Below are 20,290 nucleotides of genomic sequence, written 5' to 3' on the forward strand. Positions count from 1 at the left end.
TCTATGGCGACAATTAGACATAAATATGAAGGCCAACTAGACGGACTTATTAAAGATCTACGTCGACTTGGTCTTTATGTATATCGTAATATAGAATTTGGACTAACGTCGTTAAGTGAAGAAGATCGTAATTATGCCAGACAAACAATAGCTAAGGATAAAGAAATCAATGAGCAAGAAACTGAAATTAATGAAAAAGTAATCATGCTTATCACTAAGCAACAACCGATTGCTACAGATTTACGTTTAATGATGGCCGCTTTAAAAATCGCTACTGATTTTGAACGTATAGGCGATAATGCAGCAAGTATAGCGAAAATTAGATTACGTGCAAAAATTATTGATGAATATGTACTGACGAGACTCAACACCATGGGAAAACTTGCGCTATTAATGTTAAAAGACTTAGATGATGCAGTAAAAGACAATGATATTACCTTAATAAAAGAAATCATTGATCGTGATAAAGATATTGATGATATCTATAAAAACATTGTAAACACAACGTATTTAATAGATAATGATCCTTTCGTTGCAGGGCAAGCACATTTAGCTGCAAGACATTTGGAACGTATTGGAGATCATATCTGTAATATAGCAGAGAATATTTATTTCTTTATTACAGGCGAACGTTATGAATCCTATAATAAATAAGAATGTTACACATAATAAAAGCACAATGGCTTTATAAAGATGACTCGCTTTCAGATAAATGAAAGTGGATGATCTTCTAAATTGCCATTGTGCTTTTTAAATTTTATAAAACGTTATTTCTTTTCAATTTCATCAGTTAATGTTTCTAGTTCATCAACAAGTTTGCCAATATAGCCAATTGTTGATTTTAATGGTTGTTCCGTACGGATATCTATACCTGCAATTTCGGCTAAATCTACTGGTGATTTACTACCTCCTGCTTTCAATGTATCTAGCCAAGCATCAACAGCTGGTTGTCCTTCATTTTGAATACGTTGAGACATCACTGTACCAATTGTTAAGCCCGCTGAATACGTGTATGAATATAATCCCATATAATAGTGTGGTTGTCTCATCCAAGTTAACTCTGCGCCTTCTGTCAGTTTCACACTGTCTCCAAAGAATTGACTATAGACATCAAGCATAATGTCATTAAGTACTGGGGCAGTTAATGATTCGCCTTGATCGACTTTATTATAAACTTCACGTTGGAAAGCAGCTTCAAGTAAATGCGTAACCATATTATGATAATACGTTCTTGAAATAATAGAACCTGTTACCCAACGTTTAAATTTAGCATCATTACTATTTTCAAATAAGTAGTTTGCCATAAGCATTTCATTCATAGTAGAAGGTGCTTCTACAAAATACATCGAAGCTTCTGATTCTAAATAATTTTGATGTTCCTGTGCTAAAGTAAAGTGACCCGCATGACCTAATTCATGCGCTAACACAAAGGTTTCAGTCATTTTACCAGTCCATGATATAAAGACATATGAATGTGAAGCATATGGACTCGCACAATAGGCACCTGTTTCTTTACCTTTGTTTTGTGCAAAATCTATCCATCTATCTTTATAAGCAGCTTCAACCATTTTCAAATAATCTTCACCAAGTACATTTAAAGCACCATAAATATATTGTTTAGAATCTTCTATTGAAATTTCGGGCTCATAATTTGGATCAATAGAAACTTTTAAATCTTCAAAATGCATCACATCTAAGCCATGAACACGTTTAACTAATTTCGCATATTTTTGCATAATGGGCGCTAAATCACTCATAATTACATCAATTTGTCTGTTAAACATGTCTCGTGTCACTTCTTGCTCTTGTAGTAAATAATCAATAACAGAATCATATCCTCTTAAATCTGCTTCGATTTTCTCTTGTTGCACTTGCATATTATATGTCGCAGCTGTCGTATGTTGATACTTACTTAATGCATTACTGAAATGTTTGAAACTTATTCTTCTAAACGCCTCATTTGGATTATCTTCATATTCATTCTCAAAAGTAGCATAATCTAAAGGATATGTTTGATGATCATATTCAAATGATTCAAAATCAATATCCAACATTTTTGTAGTTCCATAAAGTTCAAAAGCGCTCTCAAAAGTAGGGGACAAACTTGCTAATACTTTTTCAACTTCTGGAGATAATTGATGCGCCTTATTCGCTTTTAATTTTGTTAAAAAGTGTGGATACTTCGATGTTTTAACAAGTTGTTCAAGTGTTTGATCAGAAAGTTCTAATATTTCTGAAACTACAAATGAAAGTTCACTAGCGATTTTTCCATAAGATGTAGACAATTTTGCGCTTAATGTCTGTGCATGTTCATTAGCCGTATCAACGCTCAATCTTAACTCAGCGTAATTTGCCATTCGATCTAATTGAATTAATAGTTCAGAATATGCATCCAGTGCATCTTCAACAATATCTACTTCATGTAAGTGACCTGTATATTGTTGATTAAACGCCTTAGCTTGTTCTAAAGTCTCATTCAATGTATTATAAAATGCATCGTCAGAACTAAATAAGTCAGTTACGTCCCACGTTTCTTCAATTGGAACATTATTTCTAAATGGTAGTGTTTCAGCCATATAATCTACTCCTCTACATTTATATTGTATTCACAGTTAATTATACATGAATGACCCGGATAAATGATAATCGAAAGTTTATCTATATTAAAAGTGGGGAACAGTAAACCGAATTGGATTGACACGTATTTTTTATTAATTTAATATAAAATTATACTGCTCAAGACTGAATGTATTTATATAGAAAATATAGTATGATATATATATAATGTAAGTAAAGTATAAATATTAAATAAAAAGGAGAGGAATTAATGACTATTTTTGATATGCCTAATTTTTTATGGATTACTGTAGTAGCTGTCATATTAGTAACAGTATTTTGCAATCTTGTCTTAAATAAATGGTTTACTGCACCAATCTTAATATTAGTAGTATTAGCAATATCAGCATTTTTAATACCAAATTTTCAAGATATTACATATGAACCTTTATTAGGTTTTGCTGCGTTTATGACTATATTAAGTTTAATCCTAAGCTTTGTAATATGGTACATGACACGTAACTGGAGACGTAAACGCCGCGAAAAGAAAGCTAGAAAAGAAATACGTAAACGTGGTGGCATCCCAAAAGATGAATTAGAAGATTATAAACAAAAATAAAAAATGAACTGTAGCTATAATCTAAGTTACAGTTCATTTTTTTAATTATATCTTTAAATTCGCGTTAAAAAATTGAAAGTCTATGTATTGTTGTAAAGAAGAAGATAACGAGTAGCGAAATATAAAACTCTTTATAATTGGACAATCAGTTTCAGAAAAGTTTTAACCAAACTTACTGGAGAAGAAATAAATTTCAATCCTCACTCCTATCGTCATATGAAACTACCATGTCGTATTTGAAAGATAAAGATCAAGAGTTATTAAACAAAGAGTTAAATCTATAAAAAATGAGATCGGGAATTTCCCGGTCTCAATTATCTTTATAAGTCTTTTAAAAATATTAGTCTTTCTAAATTCGTATCAGTATAACCAGTTATATTTCCTATAGAATGTCTTCCTCTTGGAATTCCATATATTCCACCATTACTAGTTTCACCATATATACCAAATTTTTTATTTTTAAATGGTGATGATTTATTATACATTAGTCTGTCTTCATATATGATTTCACCAATATACTTTCCATATATATCAATAAAGATATTTAGATCAGTAACACAATGGCCAATATTTATTCCTTTAACAGAAAACAAATTATCATTAATAACATTTGCTATATGATTACCTTTACTATCGAACAAGTATTTCATAAGTTAGCCTCCTTACTATTGTAAAGCTGTAACTCTATCATCTAGCTGTTCATATTCAATATCTAATACGTCTTCATCCACATGATTCATTTTTTCACCATCAGTAAGACTATTATATTCATCAACTAAATCATTGTAAGCTTCTGCCGAATAGCCACTATCATCTTCTGTGCTTTCATCAGATTTTTCTGAAGTAGTAGATTCTTCTGAAGATGTATCTTCTTCTGTATCACCAAATTCTCCAAGTTCTTCTTCCATATCTTTAGCTTCACCTTCAACGTCTTCATAACTATCTATACCAGCGTCTGTGTTAGCACCGACAACACCATTTCTTATATCCATCATATTCATATTTTCTGTAGATGAAACCATCTTATCAACTTCTTTATAATGAAGGAACTCTGGAGCGAATTTATTAAACATATTTACTGATTCGTTGTACTCGTTTTTAGAAACATCAGCTTCTTCAGTAATCATTAACTTATTTAATTTTTCTCTATAATCTGTGTTAGATAAAGATTTTGTTTGATCATCATTTAGATCTTCATCATAATCGACTACTAGAGTGCCATATCCTTCAACAAATTCATTTAACTCATAGCCTGAAGTTATTGCTAATATATCAGTAATTTCTTCATTAGCTTTTTTGCCTAAGTATTCATTTTTAGAAGAAACATCATAATCTTCATACTCTGAACTCATACTTTCTATAGAGAATGCAGCATTTACAACTGTATCCATAAGAGCAAGATCATAAGTTTTTTCCTTATCTGGATTGTTTTCTTTAAATTCATCTAAATCGAACATTCTATTTCCAAGAATTTCTGTAATCTTAGCAACTTCTAAAGCATGATCACCGATTCCTGTATCGATTCCATCTAAATTTTTTGTTTTACTTTCGTATCTATCAATAGCTTTTTCTAGATTTTTTACAGCTTCTTTGCTTTCAGAATCAGATTCAGCTTCAGATTCTTTAACAATTGCTGATCCTAATTTTTTAGTTTCTTTCTTGTATACTTCTTCTTGTTTTTCTGGTTCTAAATTTGAACTTTTATCTTCTGATGAATTAGAATTACCACAAGCTCCCAATAACAATGCACCCGATAAAGTTGTAACCACTAGTAGTTTTTTCATATCTCTATCTCCCTTTATTTTATATTTTAATTATACAATTAATTAGTTAAGTAAACCAGTACTAATCTAAGTACTGGAATAAATAACAATCTAACTATTCATCACAGAACTTAGGTTCGATTATTAAAAAAATTGGACCAGATGATTCCTATTATTCCTAAATTTATTATATAATATGTAAATTTAATAGTTTAATTACTTCATACATCGTTCTTTGAAAAAGTGGGGGAAGCGAATGAAATAGAAGTTTGCTAATATTCGTATTTGCAGTACAAACACCAGCTATTCTAAAACAGTTGCATTTACATCACTTGGTTATTTAAATTACTTAGACCAAAAGTCAAAGAACAAATAAGGAGGTTTCATTTATTATGACAATAATGGTTGTACTTTTAATTATCGCGGTTTTTTTACCAGATATAATTAAAATAATTAGAATTACGCATCTTAATCAATTGAAGAAGAAAGCAGGGAAAATGGACAATAAATAAATGTTTCACAATACGTAAATGGAAATACACTATTTTATTTTTGTGCAACATTTATTAGAAAATAAGAAAACATTAGTATTGATCAAGATTCAAATAATAATTTGCTTATGAAAATCTTAAACATAAATGAAAGTGTTCTTGAAAGGTATACTAAAATACTACTTAATTTAAAACAATCAAAATGAATTGCAACTTAATCAAAGAAAAATCATACAGTCTCAATTAGATAATAGTTAGAGGCTTATTTTATTAATTATACATATCCAGTTAAGAAGGGATAGTACAACCATTTAACTGTAACGAATTATTAACAAGTATAACTTCCTATAATATATATTATGTAAACTAAAAAGTAAATTTTAAAAGTTACATATCTATATAGCTATTTTTATCATATATATTATGTATTTAGCATTTACTACTTATTAATCCTATTTTAGCTTTTTCATGCATATACATAACGTCATATCATTTAACATTTACTAGATACTTATACGCATCTCACTTAATGTCTAATTATAATTGTACTTTATTAACTTTCAAGCTACGTAAATATCTATACAAGTTTTGTTTTGACTGTATGCAGCTAAGATATTGTTTATCTTGTTTTCGGTTATTTTATACAATGATCTAAACTCACAATTTTACGTGTGTTTACATGGATATATACTCATGAACTTATATTTAAACGCTGAGAAATCGACTTCTCAGCGTCTTATTTTTATGAATTAGTGATTTTAAGCTCAAACAATACTTTGTTCTTTAATCTTGCTATTAGATTGATATCTCCTTCAATTTTATAGCAATCCTTAAAAAATGGTCTTTTATTTAAAGCATATACTTATAGGGTTACATAACATAAATATAGGCACCTATAAAAAACGTGTTCTTTTCTGTCATTTGGGTATATACTATTTAGATAATCATTTAGGAGTGAAATTTATGCAGGAACGTTCCCGAATCAAATGGTCTAGTTTAGTGATTGGCGTCATTTTTCTAATTATTGGCGTGTTTATTTTAAGTTTTCCTGAAGAAAACTTATTTGCTATTACATGGCTCATAGGACTACTATTTATTATTAACGGTTTTTTAGAAATTTTCGTTCGTCGTGTAATGAAAAAAACAGATAAAAATGCTTCAACCATAGTGCTTGTACTTGGTGTAATTAACATTATTTTAGGGTTATTGATTTTATTTAATATCGTTACAAGTACGACATTTATTGTTTATTTATTTGCTATTTGGTTTATTATTAATGCGTTATTTAATATGTTTACGGTAACGCCACTTGAAAAATCAAATAAAGGTTTCCATATTATATCGGTTATTTTGAACATTATTACAATTATTTTCGGTATTATTTTACTGTTTAATCCACTTATGGTGGCAATTTTAGTTGCTATCTTCATGAGTGCGGTGTTCTTTATTATTGGTATAACTTATATCATTAGAGCATTATCTTAATGATCCTTAACTTGTAAATAAATAGGGCGCATTTTTGAAAAATCATGCTAGAAAGCGCACTACAAGTCGTCTTGTAGTGCGCTTTTCATATTTTCATAACTATTACATATATTATTTTAATAATTTTATAAAAATAAATTTTACTATAAAATTATTATAGTGTAAGGTTATTGCATTGCTAAAATCCTATGCTATACTAAAAAATGTGGGAACAACAAGAATTAACATCTCAGACTATTCCACATTTTAGTTCATTGTTATATTGGAATTGCCATCCTAATATAACTAACTTCAGAACGAAAGAAAGCATACTGATTAGGGCTTACATACCAGTATGCTTTCTTTTTTTGCTATTTTTTTACTTTTTTTCTAACATTATTCAACGTATTAAATAACCAATATTTTGTTTTCTTAATTGGTTTATAAAAGTCGCCGATTAATTCTTCAATTTGCACATTAAATCCACGTTTAAAGCGATATACGCCGTAATCTTCACTATTTTCAGTGAAGTCGCCTGATAAACCATAGAAATTATAGCGACCATAACCATTGTCAAAACAATAGTTCAACATGTACCAGTGCATCATATAAGGTCCCATATATTGATTATATTTTTCTGATGAGCCACCAGAGAAGTAGTTTACTTCATATGCATTTGCAAAATATACACCAGCAGCTAAATTTAATATAGCACCATCTGTTAATCTTAATTCACTTGCATGCATTAACTCTTTTTTATCATGCTCTATTTGTTTATCCAGTTCTGTAATTTTCTTCAACTGTTTATCTGATTTATTTTCATTCTGCATGATTTGATCTCTACGTGATTCTTTATCATTAATACTCTCTTGTGTATTTTCAATATATTCATTTAAGTCTATATATGCTAAAGGTATTAAAGCTTTATCACCATAATTATCAATGAAATTATAGAAATATTCATCTGTTTTAGATACAAAGCCAGCACGTTTTTCAGTTTCTCGATAAAGATCTAAGAAAAGACCGAATTCATCCCTATTTAACAATCTAACTTTAATACCAAAATTAATTGCTTTATTGATATTACGTTTTCTTTGGCTATCAAATTGTTTTTTTAAAGATGCTGGTGTTTGGCCATCTAAGTTCAATACACCCATCCATCTTACTTGGCTAGATGTATCATATTCAGTCGTAAAGCCGTGATGTGTATACCCATGAGATTTAAATAAGTTGACTAATGCGTCATTCTTATCTGGTTCTGGCAATGGATTGATATCTTTATCATATATTTTATAAATCCAGTACGGGTCCATTTTGACATATAAACAATTATGGTGTTGAAGATAATGATCTAATTCACGTAAATAGAAATCTACTAAACCTAAATCATTGTAATCCATAACTGGACCACGATTAGAATAATAAACATAGCTCCCCATTGTAGGAATTTTAGAGAAAAGACTAGCAGCAATAACCTGATTGTCGTCATCTTTTAAGCCTAATAGTACAACTTGAAATCCATCTTCTTCTCTTGTCGCAATATTTTCTTTTACTTGAAAGTAATGACTCTCTAATGCTGGGTTTTGTACAAAATTGTCATACTCTTTGACGGTTAACTCTGTAAATTTCATTCTAGCTTAGTTCCCTTCTATAATTTATATCTACTTCTTAATATCTTTTATTTTTTTTAATGTCGTATAAATTTTGTACATTGGTTTATTAATAGGTTTTACAAAATCCCCAACGTATTCAACTACTTCGGCATTAAATCCTTTTTTAAATTTCACTACGCCTGCATCTTCCGCATCTTCTGTGAAATTACCACTGATACCGTAGAAGTTATATCTATCTATATTATGGTCAATAGCGTAATTAATCATCTTCCACTGAATCGCATAACTACCAGCAAAGTGTCTAAATTCATTTGAAGTGCCACCTGCATAGTAAACTACTTCAAAGGGGTTAATAATAAAGTATGCTGCAGAAATTGGTAATTCATTACCGTGTTCAGCCTGTAACGATTGCGCTTCTTCAATTTTTTGTTGATTTGCAATAAGCTGTTGTTCTAAATTATCTCGCTTATTATACGCTTTTTTATTTTCTGGTCGTTTTTCTATATCTTTAATCGCCTTGTTAATATCTTTACTTAAGACATCACGCTCTGCTTTTAATTCTTCGATATATTCATCAAAGTCCATATAAGCTAACGGGACCAAGATACGATTCTTATAATATCTCAATCTATTATAATAAAAGCTATCTTCCCTATCATCAAATTCTTTTGATTCAGATGTATCTTCCATAAACGAACGGAAGATTGGTAACTCATCTTCTTCTAAGAATCTTACTTTAACACCATTCTTTTGAACTTTTTTTGTATTACGTTTACGTAGGCTATCCATGCCGTTAAGTACATCTTTAGCTGTTTTACCTGCTAAATCTAATACTGAGTGATATCTAATTTGAAGAATTGGATCAAAACCAGTTAAAAATCCTTGGTGTTTGTATCCTAATTGTTTCATTTTGTCGAAAAACCAGTCATGACCAGCATTTCCTAACACTTCTCCATCATGATTACGATATTGATAAGCTAAATAAGGGTCAACTCTTAAATGTAAACCTTTATGTTTTTTAACATATTTAGTTAATTCATTAAAGAAGTAATGAACAAGTTCTTTATTTTCAAAATCTATAACAGGTCCTCTGTTTGTATAAAAATATTTATAAAACTTCATTACTGGTACTGCAGTCAGTAAACATGCTGCAATGACTTCATTTTCATTGTTTTTAATACCAACTAAGTGTGTTTCTGTACTTTCTGCAATTTTCAATTCGTAGTTTCCTACCATTTGTGTAAAATGACTATTTGGCATATTATCTGTAAATGTACTGAACTCTTTAGCAGTTAAATTCGTAAATTTCATTTTGTATACTCCTATTTGTTTATAGTTCTTTTTTTATTTGAGTTTAAACTTCAATCTTGATTATTATACAATAACCATTTATAAAACTAAATCAATAGCATATATAAATTCATTATACATGAACTTTATGTATGTCTTATTATATCATTACTTATATTTTAACAAAGAATAAGCAATTAAACACATTTGCCATTGTTATAACAATAAAAACTGGAAAACTTATTAAGTTTTCCAGTTTTCTTTATAGTTGGGAGTAGAACATTTATATCTGTTCCACGCCTTATGATACTATGTTCTAATTTAAAGCGTCTCGTAATGTTTCACCTATTGCTACGCTTGATTGTGGGTTTTGACCAGTAATAAATTGATTATCTGTTTCCACATGTTCAGTGAAGTTGTCCTGAGTTACAAATTTGACGCCTTGATTTTCTAATTCTGTCTGAGTTAAGAAAGGTACTTTTTCCTCAAAGCCCATTGCACGTTCTTCTTCATCTGTAAATGCAGTTAACGTCACGCCCTTCACTAGGAAGTTGCCTTTCTTATCTTTAGCACCGACAAAAGCACTTGGACCGTGACATACAGATGCAATGATTTTATCATCTGCTTTAAAGTCAGCAAGTACAGAAGCTAACTTCTGATTATGTGCAAAATCAAATACTGTGCCATGACCGCCTGGTAAATATACAGCGTCGTATTGACTCACGTCTATATCTTCTATACTTGACGCTGATTTCGTTTGCTCAACAAATGCTTTATATTTATTAAGTTCACCATTCTGTGTAGAATTGGGATCTAATGGGACTTCCCCACCATTTATTGTAGCGATATCTACATTAATATTTGCTTCCGTTAATATATCATAAGGTTCACTTGCTTCTTCTAACCATAATCCTGTTGGTGTACCATCTTCAAATTGATTAACACTTGTTATAATAAACAAGACTTTTTTACTCAAATTATGTCACCTCTTTTTAAAAATAAGAGAATAGCTATATTTAATTCATTGAAATTGCATGCTATGCACCTCAAAAATATATTCTCTCTTAATAGCGTACCCATAATTCTAACCTCTTACACACACAATGCTTTATTCACTTTTTCTATCGAGTGCATTTCTAATTGAATTAAAATAACTCACTGTGTCTGCTTTTGGATCTTTCTCTAATCGTTTAACAATTTCACTACCTATAACGACACCATCTGAAGCTTCTATGATATCTGACACATGTTCTGGTGTACGAATACCAAAACCTGCAACGACAGGCACATTAGAAATTGATTTTATATGCTTAATTCTATCTTTAAGTTCAGGATGGAACTTACCATTTTCCCCTGTTGTCGCATTCATTGTTACTGTATAAATAAATCCTTCCGCATCTTGAGCGATTTGATTACTACGTTCTTCAGACGTCGTCATAGCGATGAGTGAAATAATATTCACTTTTCTGTCAGGATGGCGTTCTTTTAATTGTTGCACTAGTTCATGTGGCAAATCAGGAATGATTAAACCGTAGACACCTGCTTTTTCACAAGCTTTAAAAAATGCATCTTCTCCGTAAAAATTAATAATATTATAATAAGTCATTAATACATATTTACTTGATATTGAATCACGATGTTCAGTTAGTTGATCTAAAATATACTGAATATTGACGCCCTCTTTTATGGCTTTGCTACCAGCGTCCATAATGACTGGTCCATCAGCCACTGGGTCTGAAAATGGTACACCTACTTCAACAATATCAGCACCTGCATCACTGACGGTCTTAAGATTTTCAATAAAAGATTTATTACCCATAATATATGGAATGAATAGTTTACGCATTAGAATCACCGTCTTCTTTCATATAATTTCTAATTGTTTCCATATCTTTATCGCCACGTCCTGAAACTGTAACAACAAGAATTTCATCTTTGCCCATCGTTGGTGCTAACGTTTCTACATAGCTTAATGCGTGTGCACTTTCAATAGCTGGAATAATACCTTCAGCTTTTGTAAATCTAACTAAAGCATCCATCGCTTGTTTATCACTTGCAGTGGCGAACTTCACTCTACCTATATCGTGATAATACGAATGTTCTGGTCCAACACCAGGATAATCTAAACCTGCAGATATAGAATGTGCTTGTTGAATTTGACCATTTTCATCTTGAATAAGATACATTTTAGTACCGTGCAATACGCCTTCTTTACCTTTGTTAATAGCTAGTGCATGTCTATCCGTATCATAACCTTCACCTGCAGCTTCTACGCCATATAATTTCACGTCATCTTGAACGAATGGGTAGAATGTACCAATGGCATTAGACCCACCACCAACACAAGCTACAACTGCATCTGGTAAACGCCCTTCTTTTTCTTGAATTTGCGCTTTAATTTCTGTACCGATGATTTTTTGTAAATCTCTTACAATAGTTGGAAATGGATCTGGTCCTAAAGCTGAACCTAATAAATAATGCGTATCATCTACATGACTTACCCAGTATTGTAATGCTTTATTAACCGCGTCTGATAACGTTCCTTGGCCTTCAGTTACAGATTCAACTTTCGCACCTAACAATTCCATTCTAAATACGTTTAAAGATTGTCTTTTAATGTCTTCTTCACCCATAAATACTACGAGTTCCATATCAAATAATGCAGCAACCGTCGCACTCGCAACACCATGTTGACCCGCGCCTGTTTCAGCAACAAGTTTATTTTTACCCATTCTTTTGGCTAATAGTGCTTGGCCTAATGCATTGTTTATTTTATGCGCACCAGTGTGATTTAAATCTTCACGTTTTAAATAAATTTTGGCGCCACCAAGGGCTTCTGTATATGAATCAGCATATGTCAATGGTGTTTCACGACCAACATAGTCTTTAAGGTAACCATCTAATTCTTCTTGAAATTTAGGGTCTGCTTTGGCTTCTTGATAAGCTTGTTTCAATTCTTGAATTGCTGGCATTAACGTTTCTGGTACGTATTGACCACCATAAGCACCGAAGAAACCAAATTCATCTGCTTCTGTTTGTATGTTTTTATTCATAATTCATTTGCTCCTTTTACGAGTTTAATAATTGCTGCCATTTTTTCCGTATCTTTTTCATTATTTGTTTCTATACCACTAGCGATATCATAGCCTTGATGTGCTAAATCTAAAGATGCTACAGCTCGTATATTGTCGTAGTTCATACCGCCTGCGATTAAATAGTTAACATCGTTGATTGTTTTTAACATTTCCCAATCATATACTTTACCTGTACCACCATAAGACTTCGATGGTGTATCAATAATAAACATATCTACATTATCTTTATAATAATCAATAGCTGTCGTTAATGTTTGTTGGTCTGTTGCGGGTAAGGCTTTGATAACTTTAATGTTCGGATTACTTTTCTTAATAAAATGTACAGTTTCTAACGGTTCATTTCCATGGAGTTGAATTGTTGAAATCTGCGTTTGCGTTATCAAATTGGTAATCGTGTCATAACCTGGATTAACAACGATGACTACTTTTTCTTTATCATCAGGTATAACTTCAGTCAATTGTTTAATGGTTGGAATATCTACATATCTTTTACTCTTTGGAAAATGAATAAACCCCATCGCATCAATATTTAAGTCTTTTGCTTTGTTTACATCGGCTAATGTGCGAAAGCCACAAAACTTTAACTTCATCGTTGCACCTTGTCTAATTTTAGACCTGGTAAGAATTGACTTAAGTCATCACATTTCATTAATGATTCACCAATTAATAAACCATCTATACCCGAATCAACGATATTTTGAACATCTTGCTCATCTTTGATACCACTTTCTGAAATATAGTAATAATCCGGTTTTTTATCTTCTAAAATCTCATTTGTATGCAAGACATTTGTAATGAAACGCTTCAAGTCTCTATTATTCACACCAATAATTTTTGGGTCTAGTTTATAGGCACGTGCTAATTCTTCTTTATCATGAACTTCTACGAGCACTTCTAAATTTTGCGATGTAGCGTATTTATATAATTCTCTTAATTCTGGATCGGTCAAAACGTTAACGATAAGTAATATTATCGAAGCGCCTGCTTTTTTAGCAACATCAATTTGAATCGGATCTACTACAAAATCTTTACACAATACTGGTAATGATGTTTCTGTTGTTAATGCTTGTAAACGTTCGTAGCTACCACCAAAATAGTGCTCATCCGTTAATATAGAAACTGCATTCGCACCATGAGCTTCGTAATCTTTCACTTGTTGCGCTAAGTCTCTTGCTGGTAATCCATCAAGCGTTGGACTTTTAGATTTAATTTCAGCAATCACTCCAAGTTGATTTGAATCATCTAAATGTGATTGGAATGTTTTTTTATGTGAAATATCCACTGCTTCTAGTGTTGATAATTTATCTTCATAATAGCCCTGCTCTAGTAAACCTCTTTTATATGTTACAATCTCATCCAATATAGTCATACGTTTTGCCTCCCATTTTATTATATTGCGTTAAAGCTTTGCCACTTTCTATTAATGCTTGTGCTGCTTTCACACCAGCTTCTATTGTTTCAGCTTTTTCTGCTACATAGAGTGCGATGCCTGCGTTCAAGATAACAACATCTCTCTTAGCACTACGATCTGTTCCATTTAATATATGTTTCGTGATTTCTAAGTTGTCTTGTGGTGTACCTCCAACAAGTGCTTCGTTTGGCGCATAATCTAAGCCTACATCTGTTGCATTCAGCGTATAGTGTTTAATTTCTTCATTTGCTGTTACTTCATAAATAATATTGTCGCCAGATAATGTAGCTTCATCCATACCATTTGCACCGTATACAACGATTGCTTTTTTACGTCCTAAATCTGCTAAGGTTTGTGCAATTTTTTCTAATTTTGATGTTTCGTAAACACCCATGACTTGATAATCCAATTTAAAAGGGTTAATGATTGGACCAGTAATATTAAATATTGTTGGATTGCTGATACCTTTTCTGATAGGTTGAATATTTTTCATTATCGGATATGTTTCAGTAGCATTTAAAAAGACCAATCCATTATCGTCTAATTGTTTTGGTGTATCTTCAACAGTGCTTGATTTGATAGCCATTGCATTTAACAAATCCGTGCTTCCAGATGATGAAGTGACACTCTTATTACCATGCTTAATTACGGGTACACTTGCACTAGCGATAACAAAAGATACGGTTGTAGAGATATTAAAACTATTTGATTTATCTCCACCCGTGCCACAAACACACATAGCATTAGGATAGTACGGTTGTTCACGATACATAGAATGAATTAAACTATTTGATATATAAGTTAACTCCTCTTGCGTAGTTTCTTTTTCAGAAAACGTTTCGAGTAACTCAATTTTTACGCTGTCTTCTAAATTTTTAGAAATAAGTAATTCTATAAATTCATTCATTTGTGCTTGATTAAGTGGTTTATATTGTTTTAACTGTGTTTGTAGCTCCATCTTCTGTTACCTCCTTCATTATGTTTAAAAAGTTATTAATGATTTGTTTACCATGTGCCGTAGCAAATGACTCGGGATGATATTGAATCCCATAATGTAACAATTGTGTGTGTTCAAATGACTGTATGCAATCTTCTGTTTGTGCCGTTATTGTTAATGTTTCAGGTAATGTTTGAGGATTACTCATCAATGAATGGTATCGCATAATTTCTGAATATTCTGGAATATCAGTGTATAACAAAGTTTCTTTTGTGATACGCATTTGGTCTTTTTTACCATGTTTTATATAATCACATTGGATGACATCGCCGCCATGATAACAAGTCAATGCTTGCGACCCTAAGCAAACGCCTAAAATCGGTTTATTTTTATAATGATCAATGATTTGCATCAAATCATCTGTATCTAATGGATGACCTGGACCAGGTGAAATAATAACACCGTCAATATCCATATTATATATAGATGGGTCATCCGGATATTTAACTATCACTGCTTCTTTCTGTGCAATCATATCTACTAAGTTATAAGTAAATGAATCATAATTATCAACTATAAGTATCATGGTGACACCTCCAATAAGCTTTTAGCTTTTAATTTTGTCTCTTCAAGTTCTTTTTCTGGAATTGAATCATACACAACACCACAACCTGCTTCTACGTTAATGTGCGTGTCATCAATCATCATTGTACGAATCGCTAATGCGAAATCTAAGTCGTGGTTACAATTGATATAACCAATACCGCCACTGTATACGCCACGTTTTTGTGGTTGCACTTCATAGATACGTTGAATCGCTCTTAGCTTAGGTGCGCCTGATACAGTACCTGTAGGTAATAAACTCGCAATCACTGTCATTGGTGAATAATTGTCTTTAAGCTTTCCAGTAACTTCACTGACAATATGCATCACATGTTCGTAACGTTCAATTGTCATTAATTTACCAATTACCGAAGTCCCTGTTTCACTTACACGATGGATATCATTTCTACCCAAATCAACAAGCATACTGTGTTCGCTTAATTCTTTTTCATCGTTTTTTAAACTGGCTTCGTTTACTTGGTCTTCTTCTTCAGTAGCGCCTCTTTTTATCGTTCCAGCAATTGGATTAGTCACTACGGTTTGCCCTTTTACTTTTACAAAACTTTCCGGTGAACTCCCTACGACAATCGGCTGATCCATATTCAAGTAATACATATATGGACTTGGATTTTGACGTTTTAAATTTTGGTAAAGTTGATAAGACATAGCTTGTAATTGTTGACCAAAGTGATGTTCGTAACTATAAACGATAGATGGTACAACTTGAAACATATCACCTTGTTGAATGAGTGACTTCATTTTACTAATTGTATTAATAAATTGTTCTGGTGCAATATTTGATTTAATCTCTTTTTCTGTAGCTGTATGTTCAAGCTCAGATGGATAAATCGTAATTTGTTTTAATTCTTCTACACGTTTAGCTACGCGCGCTTTTAATTGTTCATCATTTTCTTTTGAAAACAAGTTCGTTGCAATAACGTATAAATGCTCTTTGTAATGATCAAATATATATGCATCTTCAACCATATGAAACTTAGCATCATGTTGCGGATGATCTTCAAGATTGATTTGTTTTAGTACTGGGAATTCATGTCTTACTAAATCAAAACTACATGATCCTACAAAACCAGAAATAAAAGGTAATAACGCTAATGCTTCGTCTTCAATTTCTGCTTTATATTGATCAATTAAATCTTTCATTTTTTTATAAGGTTGCTCATGTTCTACTCTGTTTTCTTCTGGTGTACATACTGTCATTGTTTCATTATCCAACGTGATTGAACCGTAAGTATCGAAAATCACTATAGAATAACGCCCTTTTAGTTTCGATTGTTCTGAACTCTCTAATACGATTTTATTTTCTTTCAATCTTGCTAACGCTTCTGGTGTTACCTCTGCATTTAATCTTTGATATTGCACTTTCATTTTATTTTCCTCCTCATAAAAAAAATCAGCATCCTTAAACATTGTTAAGGACGCTGACGCGCGGTACCACCTAAATTAGTAGATATACTTGCTTTAATCTACTCTCTCATTGATTTATTCATTTGTTATCCAACAAAACCCAATTTCAGTATATGTAGGTGTTAGTTTCCATCAACCACTAACTTTCTGCTTGCTACCTTTACATCACTTACTTCATTTTGCTTTCTTATTTTTTGGTATATAAAAAACACCACACTAACGCATATCTGTAAGGACGCGTTACCGTGGTGCCACCTTAGTTAACAAATTATTTGTTCACTTTAAATATTATAATTTTTAATTACATCTAAAAGCCCAATTCACATTATATGCAGTGCTAATTTCCATCACCCATTAGCTTTCTTCTTACTACATGTCATATATGCTACGTCATCTTTCAAATGGCAACCTAAGTTGCGAAAAGTAATTACCTAGTATGCTACAAGGATATTTTCAATTTGTCAACATTTGAATTTATATTAATTACTATTTTACTTTAAACGATGATTATTGTTGAAATCATTTTGGTTATACTTGTTGAAGTTGGTTTTGAATACATAGCCGCCAATGACTAGCATTAAAACAGGGACGATAATAATGACATATATCGTCAGACTACCAAAAAAGTTAGTGAAAAATGCTAAAGCAAAAATGATGAATAATATTAAAAACAAAAGGTTTAAGCCTAGTGTTTTTTTCATTAGATATCCCCCTTACTTAGAAAATAAAGATAATATTCACGCTTATTTTTATCATAACTTATCATCTTTGTACATGTAATCTGCTAAATTTCCATTACTATTTTGTGATATTTTATATGAAAATCAATGGTTTATTATCTATGAATCCGATGCTTAATCAACAAAAATAGAATAGAATATAATTATAGTGTCGTCTATCTCTCAGGCGTCAATATGACGTAGAGAGCAGGTGCATATTAATGATCGAGGCTCTTGTTCATACCACTGTCACAGTAATTAGTGGTTGCATCGTTACCTTATTTGCGTATTGGTTACGTAATCGTAATGACAAGTAAAAGGCGACATTAACCACACCAAAAAACCCCCTCGCTATTAGTGGTAGCGAGGGGGTTTTTTGGTTCATTCAATGCACGAAACTCTTGTTAAATATATTATAACATCGTATATAGTAAAATTGCAAAATTAAATTGAAGTTGCTAAACAAGCGAAATTATTTATTTTAGTAGTTATGCACATATCATCTAATTTTCAATGCATTATAATATATTGACATAAATTTTACGTTTTAAATATAATATAATTATAGTGTTCGATACATCACTTTATAATTTCGAAGTATTAGATACATATACAAAAACTAGAAAGTAATAGTTACGAAGTCACTAACGAAGCACCTAAATCTTTGTCCTTAGAATAAGTATAGAAGACAGAGAAGTCATAAATTATTAAATGTACTAAGAAAGAATATCAAGGACGCTTTGAAGAAGCCTAGCTTTCTAATATTAAATCTAAATTCTCTTTTAATCTTAATAATGATGATATTTACAGGTAGACGTACGATAGCGTTATAGTTTTACACCATAATTAGGTTTCATTGTTCAATAAAACATTGATATTTGATTAATATTTAGTACGTCCTAGTGGTATAAGAAAAGCTTATGTAATAAAAAAGTCGTCAATATAATGAAAAATAACGATTAATAATGCTGAATTATTATAAAAAATGTTTAGTAATAAAAAGAAAAATGCTACATACATAAAGGAGTTGTATAATTTCTAATGAGCTCATTTTATATAATCTCACTTTTACGGGGAATTATTATAGGATTTTATGCTCCTATTTGGATACTATTCCTATTTAACTGTGGTTATAATTTGTTTTTTATTGGGATTATAGGAACAATTTTTGAAATCATGAAATTTCTTTTTGAAATACCTTCAGGTGCAATTGCAGATAAATTTGGTGTGAGATTCAATTTAATTATTTCATGCACTTGTCTTTCATTAACTTGGTTATTTTTTCCGTTTTCGTCAAATATATTAATTCTAATAATTATACTATTGACTTGGACTCTATCTGAAACTATGTTTTCTGGAACTTTCGAATCATGGCTCAGCTATTCTGTGGGAGAAATTAACTTTTCTAAATATATGTTTAATAGCACAAAAATTTTTATCTTGTCTATAATAGTGATATCTCCATTATCAGGCTTTTTCTATAAAATTAATAATTACTTACCTTTTATCTTAGCTGGAACTATCTCTATAATATTGGTACTTTATTTAATTATCTGTATTAAAAATGACAAACTTCCTACTAAAAAGCATAAACAACAGCAATACCCTATACTATCAATTATAAAAGATGCAACAATCGTTATGATTAACAATAGAAGAGCCTTTAATATCATTATAGCCAGTTTTTTCTTTGCCTTTGTGATAGATACAATTGATAGATATTGGCAACCGTATTTTCAATATATAGGGATAAATGAAATGCTTTTTGGTTTAATAACTACTTTTGGTGGAATAATTTTATTATTAGTTTTACAGTTATTTTCAAAATTTGATTCTCATTTTAATAAATCACCTGAAACTTACAATGCTTTAATCATATTTGTAACTATGATATTTATAGCATTACTCATATTAGGAAGAAAGTTAGTTTCTATAATAAGTATTTCATTAGTTACTATCGTTGATGATCTTATGAATACCTTAATCAGCAATATCTTGAATCAAGAAATGGCAAACAAAACAACAAGTATGGCTACGATATTTTCATTGAATGGTGCCTCTGGTGCAATTGGAGAAATTTTATCAGGTATTATATTTGGTTATATAATAGCCAAAACAGGATATAATATTACTTTTATCATTTGTGTTTTAGTTCTCCTCATACCATTCACTCTATATTTGATAAATCTAGTTGCAAACATTAAACGAAGACCTAATATAAACCCATAGTCTATTTTTAGCGTAATTGAATGCACCATCTCTTATTTATAGCATTACAAAATTAAATAGATAATCTAGGTTTCA

At 31.0% G+C, this 20,290-nt stretch carries 19 protein-coding genes; 5 read left to right on the forward strand and 14 right to left on the reverse strand.

Features of this window, described 5'->3' with window-relative positions; genetic code table 11:
- Positions 1–3: 3 nt before the first annotated feature.
- The gene (gene phoU, locus AAA453_RS08915; protein WP_046465297.1) at positions 4–654 is read left to right on the forward strand and encodes a phosphate signaling complex protein PhoU; all 651 of its coding nucleotides are present in this window, start codon (positions 4–6) and stop codon (positions 652–654) included.
- A 113-nt stretch (positions 655–767) separates the two neighbouring features.
- Here the strand turns inward: phoU and pepF are convergent, their stop codons facing one another.
- Positions 768–2,576: an oligoendopeptidase F gene (gene pepF, locus AAA453_RS08920; RefSeq protein WP_427704474.1), complete on the reverse strand. Its 1,809-nt coding sequence runs from the start codon at positions 2,574–2,576 to the stop codon at positions 768–770.
- Positions 2,577–2,827: 251 nt separating this feature from the next.
- On the opposite strand from pepF, the gene AAA453_RS08925 reads away from it, so the two are divergent.
- Positions 2,828–3,175: a hypothetical protein gene (locus AAA453_RS08925; RefSeq protein WP_427704476.1), complete on the forward strand. Its 348-nt coding sequence runs from the start codon at positions 2,828–2,830 to the stop codon at positions 3,173–3,175.
- Positions 3,176–3,495: 320 nt separating this feature from the next.
- On the opposite strand, the gene AAA453_RS08930 is transcribed toward AAA453_RS08925, so the two are convergent.
- Positions 3,496–3,825 (reverse strand): hypothetical protein, encoded by a 330-nt coding sequence (locus AAA453_RS08930; RefSeq protein WP_427704478.1) that lies wholly within the window; start codon positions 3,823–3,825, stop codon positions 3,496–3,498.
- 15 nt (positions 3,826–3,840) lie between these two features.
- On the reverse strand, positions 3,841–4,959 hold the full coding sequence (locus tag AAA453_RS08935) for a hypothetical protein (protein ID WP_427704480.1): 1,119 nt from the start codon (positions 4,957–4,959) through the stop codon (positions 3,841–3,843).
- A 1,433-nt stretch (positions 4,960–6,392) separates the two neighbouring features.
- Between AAA453_RS08935 and AAA453_RS08940 the strand changes: the two genes are divergently transcribed.
- Positions 6,393–6,914, forward strand: coding sequence for a DUF308 domain-containing protein (locus AAA453_RS08940; protein ID WP_427704482.1), 522 nt, complete (start codon positions 6,393–6,395; stop codon positions 6,912–6,914).
- Positions 6,915–7,264: 350 nt separating this feature from the next.
- Here the strand turns inward: AAA453_RS08940 and AAA453_RS08945 are convergent, their stop codons facing one another.
- The 11 genes from AAA453_RS08945 to AAA453_RS08995 all read right to left on the reverse strand — a co-directional run bounded on the left by AAA453_RS08945 (position 7,265) and on the right by AAA453_RS08995 (position 17,968).
- Positions 7,265–8,524: an aminoacyltransferase gene (locus AAA453_RS08945; RefSeq protein WP_069832128.1), complete on the reverse strand. Its 1,260-nt coding sequence runs from the start codon at positions 8,522–8,524 to the stop codon at positions 7,265–7,267.
- A 30-nt stretch (positions 8,525–8,554) separates the two neighbouring features.
- The gene (locus AAA453_RS08950) at positions 8,555–9,817 is read right to left on the reverse strand and encodes an aminoacyltransferase (protein ID WP_427704483.1); all 1,263 of its coding nucleotides are present in this window, start codon (positions 9,815–9,817) and stop codon (positions 8,555–8,557) included.
- Positions 9,818–10,112: 295 nt separating this feature from the next.
- The gene (locus AAA453_RS08955; protein WP_069832130.1) at positions 10,113–10,772 is read right to left on the reverse strand and encodes a type 1 glutamine amidotransferase domain-containing protein; all 660 of its coding nucleotides are present in this window, start codon (positions 10,770–10,772) and stop codon (positions 10,113–10,115) included.
- Between the two features lie 132 nt (positions 10,773–10,904).
- On the reverse strand, positions 10,905–11,642 hold the full coding sequence (gene trpA, locus AAA453_RS08960; protein ID WP_427704485.1) for a tryptophan synthase subunit alpha: 738 nt from the start codon (positions 11,640–11,642) through the stop codon (positions 10,905–10,907).
- The gene (gene trpB / locus AAA453_RS08965) at positions 11,635–12,849 is read right to left on the reverse strand and encodes a tryptophan synthase subunit beta (RefSeq protein WP_427704486.1); all 1,215 of its coding nucleotides are present in this window, start codon (positions 12,847–12,849) and stop codon (positions 11,635–11,637) included. Before trpB ends, trpA begins: the two co-directional genes overlap by 8 nt.
- Positions 12,846–13,481 carry a phosphoribosylanthranilate isomerase gene (locus tag AAA453_RS08970; protein ID WP_427704488.1) on the reverse strand — a complete coding sequence of 212 codons (636 nt, stop codon included), beginning with the start codon at positions 13,479–13,481 and terminating at the stop codon, positions 12,846–12,848. Before AAA453_RS08970 ends, trpB begins: the two co-directional genes overlap by 4 nt.
- Positions 13,478–14,260, reverse strand: coding sequence for an indole-3-glycerol phosphate synthase TrpC (gene trpC / locus AAA453_RS08975; protein ID WP_427704489.1), 783 nt, complete (start codon positions 14,258–14,260; stop codon positions 13,478–13,480). The genes AAA453_RS08970 and trpC overlap by 4 nt, the downstream gene beginning before the upstream one ends.
- Positions 14,244–15,260, reverse strand: a complete 1,017-nt coding sequence (gene trpD, locus AAA453_RS08980) for an anthranilate phosphoribosyltransferase (RefSeq protein ID WP_427704491.1) — start codon at positions 15,258–15,260, stop codon at positions 14,244–14,246. The genes trpC and trpD overlap by 17 nt, the downstream gene beginning before the upstream one ends.
- Positions 15,229–15,825, reverse strand: a complete 597-nt coding sequence (locus tag AAA453_RS08985; protein WP_427704492.1) for an anthranilate synthase component II — start codon at positions 15,823–15,825, stop codon at positions 15,229–15,231. Before AAA453_RS08985 ends, trpD begins: the two co-directional genes overlap by 32 nt.
- Entirely contained in the window at positions 15,822–17,228 is a 1,407-nt protein-coding gene (locus AAA453_RS08990; protein WP_427704493.1) for an anthranilate synthase component I, read from the reverse strand. Before AAA453_RS08990 ends, AAA453_RS08985 begins: the two co-directional genes overlap by 4 nt.
- A 530-nt stretch (positions 17,229–17,758) precedes the next feature.
- Positions 17,759–17,968, reverse strand: coding sequence for a hypothetical protein (locus tag AAA453_RS08995; protein ID WP_427704495.1), 210 nt, complete (start codon positions 17,966–17,968; stop codon positions 17,759–17,761).
- Between the two features lie 239 nt (positions 17,969–18,207).
- Here AAA453_RS08995 and AAA453_RS09000 point away from each other — a divergent pair, with 239 nt between their 5' ends.
- Positions 18,208–18,303, forward strand: coding sequence for a type I toxin-antitoxin system Fst family toxin (locus AAA453_RS09000; RefSeq protein WP_002512389.1), 96 nt, complete (start codon positions 18,208–18,210; stop codon positions 18,301–18,303).
- Between the two features lie 724 nt (positions 18,304–19,027).
- Positions 19,028–20,215, forward strand: a complete 1,188-nt coding sequence (locus AAA453_RS09005; protein WP_427704496.1) for an MFS transporter — start codon at positions 19,028–19,030, stop codon at positions 20,213–20,215.
- Positions 20,216–20,290 lie beyond the last annotated feature (75 nt).

This window comes from Staphylococcus parequorum, assembly GCF_039237145.1.
GTDB classification, from domain to species: Bacteria; Bacillota; Bacilli; order Staphylococcales; family Staphylococcaceae; genus Staphylococcus; species Staphylococcus equorum_A.